Source organism: Streptomyces sp. NBRC 110035 (assembly GCF_000829695.1).
Classification (GTDB): Bacteria; Actinomycetota; Actinomycetes; order Streptomycetales; family Streptomycetaceae; genus Streptomyces.
Genome location: NZ_BBNN01000033.1, coordinates 125,382 through 142,670, shown reverse-complemented (window position 1 = coordinate 142,670; position 17,289 = coordinate 125,382). Strand labels below are relative to the sequence as shown.

The 17,289-nt window shown below is 72.7% G+C and carries 9 protein-coding genes and 2 pseudogenes; 9 read left to right on the top strand and 2 right to left on the bottom strand.

From position 1 onward, the window contains the following. Positions 1–205 precede the first annotated feature (205 nt). The 8 genes and pseudogenes from TU30_RS23150 (at position 206) to TU30_RS23115 (ending at position 9,277) form a co-directional block, all read left to right on the top strand. Positions 206–883 (top strand): two-component system response regulator, encoded by a 678-nt coding sequence (locus TU30_RS23150; RefSeq protein ID WP_042173109.1) that lies wholly within the window; start codon positions 206–208, stop codon positions 881–883. 312 nt (positions 884–1,195) lie between these two features. Further along, a complete protein-coding gene (locus tag TU30_RS23145; RefSeq protein WP_176726332.1) occupies positions 1,196–3,985 on the top strand; it encodes a DNA translocase FtsK in 2,790 nt (929 codons plus the stop codon). 250 nt (positions 3,986–4,235) lie between these two features. Then, on the top strand, positions 4,236–5,105 hold the full coding sequence (locus TU30_RS23140; RefSeq protein WP_042173107.1) for a helix-turn-helix domain-containing protein: 870 nt from the start codon (positions 4,236–4,238) through the stop codon (positions 5,103–5,105). A gap of 89 nt (positions 5,106–5,194) precedes the next feature. Continuing rightward, positions 5,195–6,670, top strand: a complete 1,476-nt coding sequence (rimO, locus tag TU30_RS23135) for a 30S ribosomal protein S12 methylthiotransferase RimO (RefSeq protein WP_078878455.1) — start codon at positions 5,195–5,197, stop codon at positions 6,668–6,670. Next, positions 6,667–7,560, top strand: coding sequence for a CDP-diacylglycerol--glycerol-3-phosphate 3-phosphatidyltransferase (gene pgsA / locus TU30_RS23130; protein ID WP_042173103.1), 894 nt, complete (start codon positions 6,667–6,669; stop codon positions 7,558–7,560). The genes rimO and pgsA overlap by 4 nt, the downstream gene beginning before the upstream one ends. Continuing rightward, positions 7,557–8,101, top strand: a pseudogene (locus tag TU30_RS23125) (CinA family protein). The gene pgsA and the pseudogene TU30_RS23125 overlap by 4 nt, the downstream one beginning before the upstream one ends. A gap of 109 nt (positions 8,102–8,210) precedes the next feature. Next, the gene (locus TU30_RS23120; protein ID WP_042173101.1) at positions 8,211–8,591 is read left to right on the top strand and encodes a helix-turn-helix domain-containing protein; all 381 of its coding nucleotides are present in this window, start codon (positions 8,211–8,213) and stop codon (positions 8,589–8,591) included. 215 nt (positions 8,592–8,806) lie between these two features. Further along, positions 8,807–9,277, top strand: coding sequence for a Dps family protein (locus TU30_RS23115; protein ID WP_042173099.1), 471 nt, complete (start codon positions 8,807–8,809; stop codon positions 9,275–9,277). Positions 9,278–9,997: 720 nt separating this feature from the next. Here TU30_RS23115 and TU30_RS23110 read toward each other — a convergent pair. Together TU30_RS23110 and TU30_RS23105 are read right to left on the bottom strand one after the other, a co-directional pair. After that, positions 9,998–10,798 (bottom strand): Fpg/Nei family DNA glycosylase, encoded by an 801-nt coding sequence (locus tag TU30_RS23110; protein WP_042173096.1) that lies wholly within the window; start codon positions 10,796–10,798, stop codon positions 9,998–10,000. A 276-nt stretch (positions 10,799–11,074) separates the two neighbouring features. Beyond that, on the bottom strand, positions 11,075–16,030 hold the full coding sequence (locus TU30_RS23105; protein ID WP_042173093.1) for an ATP-dependent helicase: 4,956 nt from the start codon (positions 16,028–16,030) through the stop codon (positions 11,075–11,077). A gap of 245 nt (positions 16,031–16,275) precedes the next feature. Between TU30_RS23105 and TU30_RS23100 the strand changes: the two are divergent. Then, positions 16,276–17,193: pseudogene (locus TU30_RS23100) on the top strand (IS110 family transposase); the annotation flags it as partial. Positions 17,194–17,289: the final 96 nt, after the last annotated feature.

The window sequence follows — 17,289 nt, the reverse complement described above, 5'->3', positions numbered from 1 at the left end:
GAACCTTCTGGTCTCGCTCCGCGTTTCTGCTACATGCCCGGTGACATCACGGTGACAGGGTGTGTCGGCGGGCGGGGTGCGGCTACGATGACCGGCACAAGGACGGGCGGCGCAAGGGAGCCGTCCCTCTGGGTCGGCACCCGCCGGTGCCCACCCGGGACCTGCGGACAGGGGAGGCCCCAAGCCGGGGCGAGGAGGGCGGGCCATGGTGCAGAAGGCCAAGATCCTCCTGGTCGATGACAGGCCGGAGAATCTGCTGGCGCTGGAGGCGATCCTCTCGGCGCTCGATCAGACGCTGGTACGGGCATCGTCCGGGGAGGAAGCGCTCAAGGCACTGCTCACGGACGACTTCGCGGTCATCCTGCTGGATGTCCAGATGCCGGGGATGGACGGCTTCGAGACCGCGGCGCACATCAAGAGGCGGGAGCGGACGCGGGACATCCCGATCATCTTTCTCACCGCGATCAACCACGGCCCCCACCACACGTTCCGCGGGTACGCGGCGGGTGCGGTCGACTACATCTCCAAGCCGTTCGACCCGTGGGTGCTGCGCGCGAAGGTCTCGGTCTTCGTCGAGCTGTACATGAAGAACTGCCAGCTGAGGGAGCAGGCGGCGTTGCTGCGGCTCCAGTTGGAGGGCGACGAGAAGGACGCCGGGGAGCAGAAGGGGTCCGCCGGCCTGCTCGCCGAACTCTCCGCGCGGCTCGCGGCCGTGGAGGAACAGGCCGAGGCCCTGTCCAAGCAGCTCAACGACGAATCGACCGACGCGGCCGCGGTGGCCACGGCGGCCCATCTGGAGCGCAAGCTCACGGGGTTGCGGCGGGCGTTGGACGCGCTGGAACCGGGCACGGGCAGCGCGTCGCCGATGCCGTCGCAGAACTGACCGACGGCGTACGGGCCGTGCGGCTCATCCGGCACGATTCCGGGCCGTAGGGCCTGTCCGGCGGATCGGGCCGGAGACACGAGGGGGGCCGGCACCGCCCTCCCGAGTTCTTCGAGCAGGGGGTGCCTTCAGGGGTGTTGTCGTCACCCGCCCCCGCTCGCCCCAGCCGGGCAGAGACCGCCGGTCCCCTCCGAGGTGATCCGCCGGACAGGCCTTCCCCGCGTCAGTTCGGTGCCTCCACGGAAGCGACACGAACGGGTGAAGCGGCTGGCACGCGTGTCCACCGGCGTCTCCACCGGTAACCTCACCCCCATGGCCTCACGTCCCCCCGCAGCCAAGAAGCCGCCCGCGAAGAAGGCGGCTGCTTCCGCGAAGGCTCCGGCGAAGAAGGCCGCTGCCAAGAAGCCGCCCCCGAAGAAGGCTCCGGCCAGGAAGCCCGTGGCGAGGAAGCCCGCGCCCAAACCGGCTCCCAGCCCGACCGGAGGCCTCTACCGGCTCGTGCGTGCCCTGTGGCTGGGCCTGGCGCACGCCGTCGGAGCGGTTTTCCGGGGAATGGGGCAGGGAGCCAGGAACCTCGACCCCGCCCACCGCAAGGACGGCCTCGCGCTGCTCCTGCTCGGTATCGGACTCATCGTCGCCGCGGGCACCTGGGCCGACCTCGAGGGGCCCGTCGGCGACCTCGTGGAGATCCTGGTCACCGGCGCGTTCGGCCGGCTCGACCTGCTGGTGCCGATCCTGGTCGCGGTCGTCGCGGTGCGCTTCATCCGGCACCCCGAGAAGCCGGAGGCCAACGGCCGCATTGTGATCGGCCTGTCGGCGCTCCTCATCGGGGTGCTCGGCCAGATCCACATCGCCTGCGGCTCGCCCGCCCGCAGCGACGGCATGCACGCCATAAGGGACGCCGGAGGGCTCATCGGCTGGGGCGCGGCCACGCCGCTGTCGTACACCATGACCGATGTGCTCGCCGTGCCCCTGCTGGTGCTGCTCACAGTCTTCGGTCTGCTGGTCGTCACGGCCACTCCGGTCAACGCCGTTCCGCAGCGACTGCGGCTGCTCGGCACCAGGCTGGGGCTCGTGCACGACCGCGAGCCGCAGGAGTTCGGCGAGGACGACGAGCGCTACGACGAGCAGTGGCGCGAGGCACTGCCCGCGAGCCGCCGGGGCCGCCGACCGGCGCCCCAGGAGTACGACCCCGACCTCGCCGAGCAGGAGGCACTGTCCCGGCGCCGCGGCCGGCCGCGCAGGTCCGCGGTGCCCCAGCCGGACACGAACCGGCCGATGGACGCCGTGGACGTGGCCGCCGCGGCCGCCGCCGCGCTCGACGGTGCCGTCCTGCACGGGATGCCGCCCTCACCGGTCGTCGCCGACCTGACCCAGGGCGTGCGTGGGGGCGACCGCGAGCCGACCACCCCGACGCCGGTGCCGGCCGCCCGCCCCCAGCAGGACCGGCAGGACGGGGCGCGGCAGGACAGGCCGAGGCCGGGCGTCAGGCAGAGTGCGCCGAAGCAGGGCGGACCGGCCGAGCAGGAACGGAAGCAGACAAACCCCGGTGTCCCGGACCTCACCAAGACCCCGTCCGCGCCCCGTGAACTCCCCCCGCGCGCGGAGCAGCTCCAGCTGTCCGGTGACATCACCTACTCCCTGCCGGCCCTCGACCTGCTCACCCGCGGTGGCCCCGGCAAGGCGCGCAGCGCCGCCAACGACGCCGTCGTCGCCTCGCTCACCACCGTCTTCACCGAGTTCAAGGTCGACGCCCGCGTCACCGGCTTCACGCGCGGGCCCACGGTCACCCGCTACGAGGTGGAACTCGGCCCGGCCGTGAAGGTCGAGCGGATCACCGCGCTGACGAAGAACATCGCGTACGCCGTCGCCAGCCCCGACGTACGCATCATCAGCCCCATCCCCGGCAAGTCCGCCGTCGGCATCGAGATCCCGAACACCGACCGGGAGATGGTCAACCTCGGAGACGTGCTGCGGCTCGCGGAGTCCGCCGAGGACGACGACCCGATGCTGGTCGCCTTCGGCAAGGACGTCGAGGGCGGATACGTCATGCACTCGTTGGCGAAGATGCCGCACATACTGGTCGCCGGTGCCACCGGCTCCGGCAAGTCGTCCTGCATCAACTGCCTGATCACATCGGTCATGATGCGGGCGACGCCGGAGGACGTCCGGATGATCCTGGTCGACCCCAAGCGCGTGGAGCTGACGGCGTACGAGGGCATCCCGCACCTGATCACGCCGATCATCACCAACCCCAAGCGGGCCGCCGAGGCCCTCCAGTGGGTCGTCCGCGAGATGGACCTCCGCTACGACGACCTGGCCGCCTACGGCTACCGGCACATCGACGACTTCAACCGCGCGGTGCGCGAGGGCAGGGCCAAGCCGCCCGAGGGCAGCGAGCGCGAACTCCAGCCGTACCCGTACCTGCTGGTCATCGTCGACGAGCTGGCCGACCTGATGATGGTCGCCCCGCGGGACGTCGAGGACGCCATCGTGCGGATCACGCAGCTCGCGCGGGCGGCCGGCATCCACCTGGTGCTCGCCACACAGCGGCCCTCGGTCGACGTCGTCACCGGTCTGATCAAGGCGAACGTGCCGTCCCGGCTCGCGTTCGCCACCTCGTCCCTCGCGGACTCGCGGGTCATCCTCGACCAGCCCGGCGCCGAGAAGCTGATCGGCAAGGGCGACGGCCTCTTCCTGCCGATGGGGGCGAACAAACCGACCCGCATGCAGGGCGCGTTCGTGACCGAGGAGGAGATCGCCGGCGTCGTCCAGCACTGCAAGGACCAGATGACGCCCGTCTTCCGGGACGACGTTGTCGTCGGGACCAAGCAGAAGAAGGAGATCGACGAGGACATCGGCGACGACCTCGACCTGCTGTGCCAGGCGACCGAACTGGTCGTCTCCACCCAGTTCGGGTCGACGTCCATGCTCCAGCGCAAGCTGCGCGTGGGCTTCGCGAAGGCGGGCCGGCTCATGGACCTCATGGAGTCCCGGAACATCGTCGGACCGAGCGAGGGTTCGAAGGCCCGTGACGTTCTTGTGAAGGCCGACGAGCTGGATGGCGTGCTCGCCGTGATCCGGGGGGAGTCCGAAGGGTAGGCAGCCGGGACACGGTCGTCGCTCGGTGCACCCGGGTGGCCGATCGTGACCCATCCGTGAGGGAGCAGCGCGCAACCGTTTCCCCCGATCGCACGTCACCTTGGGGAAACGACGAAAAGCAGTGCCGCCATCGGCGTGTCGGGCCCTTCCGATGGCGTACGGAGTCCTACCGCCCGGTTGCCCCACCCTTCTGTCGCCCCCCTAGACTGAACCTCCAGCACAGGTGGCTAAACGCTCGAAAGGCGCCCCCGTGTCCATCGGCAACTCTCCTGAAGACGAGCGTCCGTTCGACGACGTGTCCGACGCGTCCGACGTGTCCCACGCGTCCGACGACGTCTCCGAGGAAGTCCGTCCCTCCGTCGGACGTGCGCTGAAGCAGGCGCGCATCGACGCCGGCCTCACCGTCGACGACGTCACCACCGCCACCCGGGTCCGTATCGCCATCGTGCACGCCATCGAGGCGGACAACTTCGAGCCCTGCGGCGGCGACGTCTACGCGCGCGGCCACATCCGAACCCTGGCCCGGGCCGTGCACCTCGACCCCGCCCCGCTGATCGCCCAGTACGACGCCGAGCACGGCGGCCGCCCGGCGCCCACCCCGGCCGCCCCTCTGTTCGAGGCGGAGCGCATCCGTCCCGAGCGGCGCGGCCCCAACTGGACCGCCGCCATGGTCGCCGCGATCGTCGTCGTCATCGGCTTCGTCGGATTCACGATGGTCAACGGCGGCGACGGGGACGAGGCGAACGTCGCCGACGGCGACGCCACCGCGAGCGCGTCCGAATCATCCACCCCCAAGTCCGAGAAGCCCGCCGCCCCCGAGCCGGACCCCTCCGACAGCGCCATCGCGGCCGCTCCGCAGGACAAGGTGATCGTCAAGGTGAGCGCCCCCGACGGGCGCAGCTGGATCTCCGCCAAGGACCACAGCGGCCGGCTGCTCTTCGACGGACTGCTCAAGCAGGGCGACTCCAAGACCTTCGAGGACAGCACGAAGATCAACCTGGTGCTCGGTGACGCCGGTGCGATCGACCTCTTCGTCAACGGCAAGAAGATCGAGGACGACTGGCAGCCGGGCGCCGTGGAGCGCCTGACCTACACCAAGGGCGACCCGCAGGCCGGATAGCGGCACGGCATCGCAGGGGGCGCTTCGCCGACGGGACCGGCCAACCCCGTCGACGTGGGGGGTCGGCGGGACGAAGTAGTCTTGAGTCCATGCCTGATCGCCGCACCGTCGCACTCGTCACCCTTGGCTGCGCCCGTAACGAGGTGGACTCGGAGGAGCTCGCAGGCCGTTTGGAGGCGGACGGCTGGCAGCTCGTGGAGGACGCCGAGGACGCGGACGTCGCCGTCGTGAACACCTGCGGTTTCGTCGAAGCCGCCAAGAAGGACTCCGTCGACGCCCTCCTGGAGGCCAACGACCTCAAGGGCCACGGGAGAACACAGGCCGTGGTGGCGGTGGGCTGCATGGCCGAGCGGTACGGCAAGGAACTCGCCGAGGCCCTTCCCGAGGCCGACGGCGTGCTCGGCTTCGACGACTACACCGACATCTCGGACCGCCTCCAGACCATTCTGAACGGCGGCATCCACGCCTCCCACACCCCGCGCGACCGGCGCAAGCTGCTGCCGATCAGCCCTGCCGAGCGGCAGGAGTCCGCCGCGTCCGTCGCGCTTCCGGGGCACGGCCCGGTGGACCTGCCCGAGGGCCTCGCCCCGGCCTCCGGTCCCCGCGCGCCCCTGCGACGCCGGCTCGAGGGCACCCCGGTCGCCTCGGTGAAGCTCGCCTCCGGCTGCGACCGGCGCTGCTCCTTCTGCGCCATCCCCTCCTTCCGCGGCTCCTTCATCTCGCGCCGTCCCAGCGACGTGCTGGGCGAGACGCGCTGGCTGGCCGAGCAGGGCGTGAAGGAGGTCATGCTGGTCTCCGAGAACAACACCTCCTACGGCAAGGACCTCGGCGACATCCGCCTCCTGGAGTCCCTGCTGCCCGAACTCGCCGAGGTCGACGGCATCGAGCGGGTCCGCGTCAGCTACCTCCAGCCCGCCGAGATGCGCCCCGGCCTGATCGACGTGCTGACCTCCACCCCCGGGGTCGTCCCGTACTTCGACCTCTCCTTCCAGCACTCCGCGCCCGACGTGCTGCGCGCGATGCGCCGCTTCGGTGACACCGACCGCTTCCTGGAGCTCCTCGACACCATCCGGAGCAAGGCGCCCGAGGCCGGTGTGCGCTCCAACTTCATCGTCGGCTTCCCCGGCGAGTCCGCGGCCGACCTCGCCGAGCTCGAGCGGTTCCTGACCCACGCGCGGCTGGACGCCATCGGCGTCTTCGGCTACTCCGACGAGGAGGGCACCGAAGCGGCGACGTACGAGCACAAGCTGGACGAGGACGTCGTCGCCGAGCGGCTGGCCCAGGTCTCCCGGCTGGCCGAGGAACTCGTCTCGCAGCGCGCCGAGGAGCGGGTCGGCGAGACCGTGCGTGTGCTGGTGGAGTCCGTCGACGAGGGAGAGGGCGTGTACGGCCGCGCGGCGCACCAGGCCCCCGAGACCGACGGCCAGGTGCTGCTCACGAGCGGCACGGGTCTGCGTCAGGGTCGTATGGTCGAGGCGAAGGTCGTCGGCACGGAAGGTGTCGACCTGGTGGCCGAGCCGCTGTTCCAGGGTTCGCCCGCGCTGAGCGAGGAGGCGGGCAGATGACGGGTGTCCCGGCATCGGCGGCGGGAGGCTCCTCCGGTGCGAGGAGGGCGGCGGCGAGTCCGGCCGGCCGTCCGAGGCCCGGCGGGACTCCGGGCGGTGAGGCCTCCTGGGCCCGTACCCCGGCCTCCGCGAGCGCGACCGGCAGTACCGCGGGCAGCGTTCCGGGCGGCGTCCCGGTCACGGGCAGTACGTCGAACAGCGACTCCCACGACGTTCCGGGCGGCGAGGGGCGTGACGGCGAGGGGCGTGACGGCGACGGACACCCGGCACGGGGCAGGAAGATCGCGGCGGCGGCCGTCGACCAGGCCAGTGTCTGGAACATCGCCAACCTGCTCACCATGCTCCGGCTGGTACTCGTCCCGGGCTTCGTCGCCCTGATGCTGGCCGACGGGGGAGACGACCCCGCCTGGCGCTCGTTCGCCTGGGCCGCCTTCGCCGTCGCCATGATCACCGACCTGTTCGACGGGCATCTGGCACGCACCTACAACCTCGTGACCGACTTCGGGAAGATCGCCGACCCCATCGCCGACAAGGCGATCATGGGAGCGGCGCTGATCTGTCTCTCCGTGCTGGGCGATCTCCCCTGGTGGGTCACCGGCATCATCCTCGGCCGGGAACTCGGCATCACGCTCCTGCGTTTTCTGGTCATTCGCTACGGCGTGATCCCGGCGAGCCGTGGCGGCAAGCTGAAGACCCTCACCCAGGGCGTGGCCGTCGGCATGTACGTGCTGGCGCTGACGGGGTGGCTGGCGACTCTGCGGTTCTGGGTGATGGCCGCGGCCGTCGTGCTCACCGTTGCGACCGGTCTCGACTATGTGAGACAGGCCATTGTGCTGCGCCGGCAGGGAATCGCGGAGCGGAAGGCCGCGTCGGAAGAGACCCGGTCGTGAGCTCTCCCGCCTCCGAAGTGGTGCGACTACTCATCGTGAAGGGCATGACGCTTGCTGTCGCGGAATCCCTGACCGGCGGCCTGGTGGCGGCGGAGATCACCTCCGTCCCCGGGGCGTCCAAGGCCTTCCGGGGCTCGGTCACGGCCTACGCCACCGAACTCAAGCGGGAACTGCTCGGCGTCGACGCCACCCTGCTGGCGCGGAGCGGAGCGGTGGATCCGCAGGTGGCGGCGGAGATGGCGGCCGGTGTCCGCAAGGCGCTGGGCGCCGACTGGGGAATCGCGACCACGGGCGTCGCCGGCCCGGACCCCCAGGACGGACAGCCGGTCGGGACCGTCTACGTGGCCGTGAACGGGCCGCCGGAGGCGGCTTCGGGTTCCGCCGGTGGCGGAAAAGTGGAGCGCCTGCGGTTGAACGGCGACCGGGCGGAAATTCGTATGGAGAGTGTACGGAGCGTACTCGCACTGCTTCTCGAGGGCTTGCGGGCGAACAGACCCGGAATGAGCGGACACAGGATACGGAACGGAACGGGGGGTTTTGATGTTTGCAGCCCAGAGTGAACACGACATCGCTCCCCGCACGGCCGCGGCGCAAGGCGGTACGGTGGGGCGAGAAGGATCCCGATACACGGCCCGAGGAGGGAGCCACCGATGATTTTGCTCCGTCGCCTGCTGGGTGACGTGCTGCGTCGGCAGCGCCAGCGCCAGGGCCGTACTCTGCGCGAAGTCTCCTCGTCCGCCCGAGTCTCACTCGGCTATCTTTCCGAGGTGGAGCGGGGGCAGAAGGAGGCTTCCTCCGAGCTGCTCTCCGCGATCTGCGACGCGCTGGACGTACGGATGTCCGAGCTCATGCGGGAAGTGAGCGACGAACTCGCCCTCGCCGAGCTGGCCCGGTCGGCTGCAGCGACCCCCAGCGAACCCGTACCCACGCCGGTTCGCCCGATGCTGGGTTCCGTCTCGGTGGCCGGTGTGCCACCGGAGCGGGTGACCATCAAGGCGCCCGCCGAAGCGGTGGACGTCGTCGCCGCCTGACGTCGTCGCCGTCCGGCGCGGTGGGACAGTGTGACAGGCCCCGGTCGGGGCTCTTCCGGGAGATCCGGAGGGGCGTCGCCGGGGTTTCGCCTGTCCGCGTTCCGGGACCGTGCTTCCTCCGGTCCCCGCGCATGTGTGCGTTTGCCGGTCCGAGGCGTGACCGCCATGGTTGAGGGAACGAGAGACCATGCGGGGGACCAGCCACGGAGGTGCGGATGTACGTCGTGAAGAGCCCATTGTCCGACGAGAACCTGAAGACCGTGTCCGAGGCGCTCCAGGGAGCCCTCGTCGACCTGGTGGACCTCAGCCTCGTGTCGAAGCAGATCCACTGGAACGTGGTCGGGCAGCGCTTCCGTTCCGTGCACCTGCAGCTCGACGAGGTGGTGACCCTCGCGCGGACACACGCCGACACCGTCGCGGAGCGCGCCGCGGCACTGGGCGTCTCGCCCGACGGGCGTGCCGCCACGGTGGCCGTCGGCAGCGGCATCGGGGTGACACCCGAGGGCTGGGTCGACGACACGGTCGCGGTGGGCGCCCTGGCGGACGCGCTGGGCGCGGTGATCGCGCGGATGCGTGAACGGGTCGGTGCGACCGGCGAGGCGGACCCGGTGAGCCAGGACCTCCTCATCGCGGTGACGGCGGATCTGGAGAAGCAGCACTGGATGTTCCAGGCCGAGAACGGGTGACGTGGCCCCGGGCGCTGCCCTGAGCGGCAGCGAGCCGGGCCGGGCGGGTGCGCAGCACGTGAGGTATACGGAGCCCGGGGGACGCGTGGGAGCACCGGTGCGGCGGCCAGCGAAGCGCCTGCTGCGTCCGAGTGCCGTCGGTGCGCCCCGGTCGCCCGGGTGAGCCGCCTCCCGGCGTCCGGCTGGAGGTGGAGGCCATGAGGGCGCGGGCGGTTCACTGGGGCGCCCGGGGCGCTGTGCTGGGGCTCGGGGCCCTGTGGTGGTGGGCCGCGACGAGGCTGCTGCTCGCGCCCGACGCCGGGGTGCGGGAGGCGGCACTCGCGGCCGGTGGCTGGGGACTGAGTCTGATTCCGGTGCACTGCATGCCGAAGGGCCGGGCGAAGGGCGCCCTGGCGGACGGGCGGTGGCGGCGGGCCCGGCCCCGGAGAGCGGGAGACGGCGCCCCGGCCGCGGGCATCGCGGCCGGAGGCGACTCACCGCCCACCCCCTCACCGGGGGGCACTTCGCCCGAGGACGTCACCGGGGCATCGCCACACCCCCGCTCGGGCTGGGAATCCGGCCCATGGTGAAGGCCGCCGCGTCGCTGCCGATGCCGCCGGTGGCACCGGTGACGGAGGGGTGCGGACGGCGGGGCCATAGGGGCCGGTTGCCGTACGGGGAAGGGGCGAGGGGACCTGGCGGGGCGTCACATACCGGTTCGGGGCGCCGGTTCACGCCGGTTCAGGAGCCGGGGGCCGGGCCCTGCTGGCAGGCGGGGCACCAGTAGGTGGGGCGGTCGCGGGAGCCGTCGCCCTGGTCGGCCCGGCGGACCGGGGTGCGGCAGCGCAGGCAGGGGCGGGCCGCGCGGCCGTAGACGAACAGGTTCTGGTCGCGGCGGCCCGTGGTGCTGCGGACGGGGCGGTCGCGGTTGTGCTCCAGCAGCTTCCTGGCGAGTTCGGGCAGCTGTGCGGCGCGTTCGACGGGCAGGGCGCCGACGGGGAGCCAGGGCGTGTTGCCGAGCAGGAAACAGAGCTCGCTCTTGTACACGTTGCCGATACCGGCGAGGTTGCGCTGGTCGAGGAGGGCCTCGCCGAGCGGGCGGGCCGGGTCGCGCAGCAGGTTGGCCAGTGCCAGGGCGGAGTCCCAGTCCGGGCCGAGGAGATCGGGGCCGAGATGGCCGACCACGCGGTCCTCGTCGGTGGTCCGCAGGAGTTCGAGGACAGGCAGGCGGTAGCCGACGGCGGTGCGGTCGGCGTTGCCCAGGATCGCGCGGATCTGGTGGGTGGGGCCGCCGGTCCAGCGCCGCCCGTTCGCGTAGACCCGCCAGGAGCCGTCCATCCGCAGGTGCGAGTGCAGGGTCAGACCGCCCTCGACGCGGGTGAGGAGGTGCTTGCCGCGCGGCGTGACGTCCAGGACGGTACGGCCGGTGAGGTCGGCCGTGGCGAACCTGGGCACCCGGAGGTCGCTGCGGGTCAGCACCGTGTCCGCGAGGGCGCTGTGCAGCCGCTCCGCGGCCTGCAGGACGGTGTCTCCTTCGGGCATGGGTCAAGGGTGGCACGTCGTCGGGGGGTGTCCGGGGGAGCGCGTGGCCGGGCGGGCCGCAGGGGCTGCCCGGCTGGGGTGAGCCGGGTCCGGCCCGGTTCTCCGCAAAGGGGAGGAAGCCGGCTCGAGGAAGATCACTCCCGGGCCGGGCCCGGCCCCTCCCGATCGAGTGGGCCCGAGCGCGGGAGGAGTGCGCACCACCCCGTTCACCCGGAATGATCCACCGGGCAGACCGAACAGCCCCGGGTGGGGCCGTAAACGGCCGGCAGGACCGGGTCAGGCGCGGAGGCGCAGACCTCTGGGGGTGGCGACGAAGCCCGAGGCCTCCAGGAGCGTCCCGAGCGGGGAGGTCAGGGCCGGGGCACCGTTGACCCGCTCCACGGTGACCGTGCCGAGGGAGCCCGCACGGGCTGCTCCGGCGAGCGCCTCCGCCGCCACGGGGAGACGGGGGTCGTCGGCGGGTTCGCCGTCCGGGTCCGCGGGCCAGGCCAGCACCGTCTTGCCGCCGCGCTCCACGTAGAGCGTCAGCTCACCGTCGACGAGGACCACCAGCGAACCCGCCTTGCGTCCCGGCTTGTGTCCGGCGCCCGTCGGGGGCTCGGGCCAGCCCAGGGCCGCCCCGTACGCGTTCGCGGGGTCGGCGGCGGCCAGGACCACGGCCCGCAGGGCGCGGTCGGGGCCGGTGCGCCGGCCCGCGAACGGGTCGTACGACGGGCGCCTCCCCTGCTGCCGGGAGCCGGGCTCCTGCGGGGCGAGGTCGCGCGGGGAGACGTAGTCGCCCGGCGACGGCCGCGGGTACGGTGCCCGGCCGCCGCCGTCCGGGAGGTGCGGGAAGCCGTCGTGGCCGGGTGCGGGCTCGGGAGAGCCGTCGGCGGAATCGACGGGCGGAGTGAAGCCGTGCAGAGCGAGGGGATCGGTGCCGCCGGCGAAGGGGACGCCCTCGAACGAGTCCCCCGGGACGGGCCCGGGCGGGGCGTCGCCCCGGTCGAGGGCGTTGGCCGCCGCGCGGAGGCGGTCCACGGCGCCGTCCATGGCGAACTGAGCGGCCCCCAGCCCTTCCACCACATAGCCGCGGCGGGCCTGCCCGGTCTCCTCGAAGGCCGACAGCACGCGGTAGACCGCGGAGAAACCGCCTTCGACGCCCTCCGCGGCCACCGCGCCCCGGGTGACCACGCCGTGCCGGTCGAGCAGGGTGCGGGCCAGCGCGTGGGCGCGGACCGTGGGATCGGTCTCCCGGTCCGGCAGCAGCGACCAGCGACCGGCCACCGTCGGAGGGCCGGTACGGGAGGTGCCGCGGGCGGCTGCCGTGAGCGAGCCGTAGCGCCCGCGCGGGGCCGGGCGCTTCGCGCGGTGGGCGGTGGAGCCCGCGGTGCGGCCCGAGCCCAGCAGCGAGCGCAGGGGGGCGAGCGTGTCGTTGGTCAGCCGGCCGGACCAGGCCAGGTCCCAGACGGCGTCGGCCAGCTGGGGATCGGTGGCCTCCGGGTGGGTGGTGGCGCGGACCTGGTCGGCGATCTGGCGGAAGAACAGCCCGTAGCCGCCGGAAAGGGCGTCGAGGACCGACTGGTGCAGGGCGGTCGTCTCCAGGGGGTGCGGTGGCGGCAGCAGCAGGGCGGCCGCGTCCGCGAGGTGGAGCGAGACCCAGCCGTCCTTGCCCGGGAGGGAACCGGCACCCGCCCACACCACCTCGCCGGTGGCCGTGAGCTCGTCCAGCATCGCCGGGGCGTAGTGCGCCACCCGGGAGGGCAGGACCAGCTTCTCCAGGGCGGACGCGGGCACGGAGGCGCCCTGCAACTGCTCGATCGCCCGCACCAGACCGTCGACGCCGCGCAGCGTGTGCCCCTTGCCGATGTGCTGCCACTGGGGGAGGAACTGGGCGAGCGCGGCCGGCGGCACCGGTTCCAGCTCGTGCCGCAGGGCCGCCAGGGAACGGCGGCGCAGCCGGCGCAGCACGGCCGCGTCGCACCATTCCTGGCCGATCCCGGCCGGGTGGAACTCGCCCTGGACCACCCGGCCCGCCGCCGAGAGCCGCTGCAGGGCGCCCTCGGTGACCGCCACGCCCAGCCCGAAGCGGGCCGCGGCCGTGGCCGACGTGAACGGGCCGTGCGTGCGCGCGTACCGGGCGAGCAGGTCGCCGAGCGGATCCTTGACCGGTTCGGTGAACGCTTCCGGCACACCGACCGGCAGCGCCGTGCCCAGCGCGTCGCGCAGCCGCCCGGCATCCTCGATCGCCGCCCAGTGCTCGGTGCCGGCGACGCGGACCCGGATCGCACGGCGCGCCGACACCAGGTCCGCCGCCCACCGCGGCTCGGCGCCCCGCTCCGCCAGCTCGGCCCCGGTGAGCGGGCCGAGCACGCGCAGCAGGTCGGCCACGCCCTCCGCATCCTTGACCCGCCGGTCCTCGGTGAGCCACAGCAGCTCACGCTCCAGCTCGGCCAGCACCTCGGCGTCGAGCAGCTCGCGCAGCTCCGCCCGGCCGAGCAGTTCGGCCAGCAGCCGCGAGTCCAGCGACAGGGCCGCCGCGCGGCGCTCGGCGAGCGGGGAGTCGCCCTCGTACAGGAACTGGGCGACGTACCCGAACAGCAGCGAGCGGGCGAAGGGGGACGGCTCGGGGGTGGTGACCTCGACGAGCCGCACCCTGCGGGACTCCAGGTCGCCCATCAGCTCGACGAGCCCGGGGACGTCGAAGACGTCCTGGAGACATTCGCGGACCGCCTCCAGAACGATCGGGAACGACCCGAACCCGCCCGCCACCTGGAGCAGCTGGGACGCACGCTGACGCTGCTGCCACAGCGGGGTGCGCTTGCCGGGACTGCGGCGCGGCAGCAGCAGCGCACGGGCGGCGCACTCGCGGAAGCGGGACGCGAACAGCGCCGAGCCGCCCACCTGGTCGGTGACGACCTGGTCGACCTCCCCCTTGTCGAAGAGGACGTCCGACGCTCCCAGGGGCGCCTGGTCCGTGTCGTACTCGGTGCCCGCGCGCACCGGCTCCTGGTCGAGCAGGTCCAGGCCCATCAGGTCGGCGTCCGGCAGGCGCAGCACGATGCCGTCGTCGGCGTGCATCACCTGGGCGTCCATGCCGTACCGCTCGGAGAGACGCGCCCCGAGCGCGAGCGCCCACGGGGCGTGCACCTGGGCGCCGAACGGGGAGTGCACGACGACCCGCCAGTCGCCGAGCTCGTCACGGAAGCGCTCCACGACGATCGTGCGGTCGTCCGGGACGTGGCCGCAGGCCTGGCGCTGTTCGCCGAGGTAGGACAGCACATTGTCCGCGGCCCAGGTGTCGAGGCCGGCGGCGAGGAGCCGAGGACGTGCCTCCTGCGGAGACAGCGAGCCGACCTCGCGCAGGAAGGCGCCCACCGCGCGGCCCAGCTCCAGCGGGCGGCCCAGCTGGTCGCCCTTCCAGAACGGGAGCCGGCCCGGCACACCCGGGGCCGGGGAGACCAGCACCCGGTCGCGCGTGATGTCCTCGATGCGCCAGGAACTGGTGCCGAGTGTGAACACATCGCCGACGCGGGACTCGTAGACCATCTCCTCGTCGAGCTCGCCGACCCGTCCGCCGCCCTTCCTGGGGTCGGAGCCCGCGAGGAACACCCCGAACAGGCCCCGGTCGGGGATGGTGCCCCCGGAGGTGACGGCGAGCCGCTGCGCCCCCGGACGGCCGGTGATCCCGCCCGTGACCCGGTCCCACACCACCCGCGGGCGCAGCTCCGCGAACGCGTCGGAGGGATAGCGTCCGGCGAGCATGTCCAGTACGGCCGTGAAGGCCGACTCGGGCAGTGAGGCGAAGGGCGCGGCCCGGCGGACCACCGCCAGGAGGTCGTCGAACTGCCAGGTGTCCATGGCCGTCATGGCGACGATCTGCTGGGCCAGCACGTCCAGCGGGTTCGCGGGAACGCGCAGCGACTCGATGGAGCCCGTCCGCATCCGCTCGGTGACCACGGCGGCCTGGACGAGGTCGCCCCGGTACTTCGGGAACACCACCCCCGTGGAGACCGCTCCCACCTGGTGCCCCGCGCGGCCGACCCGCTGGAGCCCCGAGGCCACGGAGGGCGGCGACTCCACCTGGACCACCAGGTCGACCGCACCCATGTCGATACCCAGTTCAAGGCTGGATGTGGCCACCACCGCGGGCAGCCGGCCCGCCTTGAGGTCCTCCTCGACCTGGGCGCGCTGCTCCTTGGACACCGAGCCGTGGTGCGCGCGGGCGATGACGGCGGGTGCGCCCCGGGCGGCTCCGGAGCCGCCCATCGGCTCGGCGGGGGAGTGGTGCTCGTCCAGGGGCTCGCCGGTGGCCCGCTCGTGGGCGATCTCGTTGAGCCGGTTGCACAGGCGCTCCGCGAGGCGGCGGGAGTTCGCGAACACGATCGTCGAACGGTGGGACTGGACCAGGTCGGCGATCCGCTCCTCGACGTGCGGCCAGATCGACGGGCGCTCCGCACCCCCGGCCCCCTCCGCGCCGTCCGCCGCCGGAGAGCCGCTCAGCTCGCCCAGGTCCTCGACCGGGACCACGACGGACAGGTCGAACTCCTTGCCCGAATCCGGCTGGACGATCTCCACCCTGCCGCGCGGGGACAGGAAACGGGCGATCTCGTCGACCGGACGGACCGTCGCCGACAGGCCGATACGGCGGGCCGGCCGGGGCAGCAGCTCGTCCAGCCGCTCCAGGGACAGCCCCAGATGCGCCCCGCGCTTGGTACCGGCGACCGCGTGCACCTCGTCCAGGATCACCGTCTCGACGCCCGTCAGCGCGTCGCGCGCGGCTGACGTCAGCATCAGGAACAAGGACTCCGGGGTGGTGATCAGGATGTCCGGCGGGCGGGTGGCCAGGGCCCGTCGCTCGGCGGGCGGGGTGTCGCCGGAACGGATCCCGACCTTCACCTCGGGCTCGGGCAGCCCCAGGCGCACGGACTCCTGGCGGATGCCGGTCAGCGGGCTGCGCAGATTGCGCTCGACGTCGACGGCCAGGGCCTTGAGCGGGGAGACGTACAGGACGCGGCAGCGCTTGTGGTGGTCCGCGGGCGGAGGCGCGGCGGCCAGCTGGTCCAGGGCCGCGAGGAAGGCGGCCAGTGTCTTGCCGGAGCCGGTGGGGGCGACCACCAGCACGTCCGAACCCTCCCGGAGGGCACGCCACGCGCCCGCCTGGGCCGCGGTGGGCGTGGAGAACGCACCCGCGAACCAGCCGCGGGTCGCGGCGGAGAAGCCGTCCAGGGCCGGGTGCGGAGTACTGACCATGCGTCCATCCTGCACCCGGGCACTGACATTGATGCTGATACTCGGGTTCCGGTGGTCGTGACCCGGGCACTGACTGACGTCCTGCTGGGCTGTCTTCGCGTTGTTCTGTCCGGCCGCCGGGGCCTGTTCTCATGGCTCCGGCCGGGCGGAACATGACCTGATAGGAGCTTGGTCAGAAGCCCCTTCAATGTCCTGTCTGCGCCACCCGGCCGGCGCCCACCTTCGGCTGGGAAGGCAGTATCAGCATGACATCAGAGGCTGCGGAGGACACCGTGGACCGGTACGTGTTCGGCGGGGTCGACTCCCACGCCGACACCGTCCACGTCGCGGTCATCAGCGACAACGGCGGTCACCTCGCGGACGCCGAGTTCGCCACTGCCGCCGCCGGATACGCCGCGGCCCTGGCCTTCCTCAGCGCCCACGGCCACGTGAGGGCGATCGGGGTGGAAGGCACCGCCTCCTACGGGGCCGGCTTCACCCGCGCCGCCCGCTCGGCGGGCCTTGACATCGTCGAGGTCAACCGGCCCGACCGGGCCGAACGCCGCCGCATCGGCAAGTCCGACCCCGTCGACGCCTACGCCGCCGCCCGCGCCGCCCTGTCCGGCCGGGCCTCCAGCTCGCCCAAGGACGACACCGTCGCCGGCATACGCGCCCTGCACAACGCCGCCCGCTCCGCCGTCAAGGCACGCACCGCCGCCCTCAACCAGATCACCCACATCCTCGTCACCGCGCCCGAGAGCATCCGCGCCAAGTTCGGGCAGCTCAAGGGCACCGACCGGATCGACGCCCTGGCCCGGCTGCGACCGGCCGGGGACGCGGTCCACACAGCGGTCCTCACCGCGCTGAAGAGCCTCGCCCGGCGCGTCAGGGAACTCACCGCCGAACACCAGGCCCTGACCCGGGCCCTCGACAGTGAGGTCACCGTCCACAACCCCGGCCTGCGGGCCGCCTACGGCGTCGGCCCCGACACCGCCGCCCAGCTGCTGGTCACCGCCGGAGGCAATCCCGAACGCCTGCGGACCGAGGCGTCCTTCGCCGCCCTCTGCGGAGCCGCCCCGGTCCCCGCCTCCAGCGGCCGCACGAACCGTCATCGCCTGTCCCGGGGCGGCGACCGGGCGGCCAACGCCGCCCTCTACCGCATCGCCCTGGTCCGCATGTCCAGCGATCCCCGCACCCGCGACTATGTGGCACGGCAGACCGCCGCCGGCCGAACCAAGAAAGGAGATCATCCGGCTGCTGAAACGGGCCATCGCCCGGGA

Bases quoted from the DNA above. Each gene is read 5' to 3' on its own strand.
- TU30_RS23150 (WP_042173109.1), top strand. From the start codon at position 206: ATGGTGCAGAAGGCCAAGATCCTCCTGGTCGATGACAGGCCGGAGAAT.
- TU30_RS23145 (WP_176726332.1), top strand. From the start codon at position 1,196: ATGGCCTCACGTCCCCCCGCAGCCAAGAAGCCGCCCGCGAAGAAGGCG.
- rimO (WP_078878455.1), top strand. From the start codon at position 5,195: ATGCCTGATCGCCGCACCGTCGCACTCGTCACCCTTGGCTGCGCCCGT.
- pgsA (WP_042173103.1), top strand. From the start codon at position 6,667: ATGACGGGTGTCCCGGCATCGGCGGCGGGAGGCTCCTCCGGTGCGAGG.
- TU30_RS23120 (WP_042173101.1), top strand. From the start codon at position 8,211: ATGATTTTGCTCCGTCGCCTGCTGGGTGACGTGCTGCGTCGGCAGCGC.
- TU30_RS23115 (WP_042173099.1), top strand. From the start codon at position 8,807: ATGTACGTCGTGAAGAGCCCATTGTCCGACGAGAACCTGAAGACCGTG.
- TU30_RS23110 (WP_042173096.1), bottom strand. From the start codon at position 10,798: ATGCCCGAAGGAGACACCGTCCTGCAGGCCGCGGAGCGGCTGCACAGC.
- TU30_RS23105 (WP_042173093.1), bottom strand. From the start codon at position 16,030: ATGGTCAGTACTCCGCACCCGGCCCTGGACGGCTTCTCCGCCGCGACC.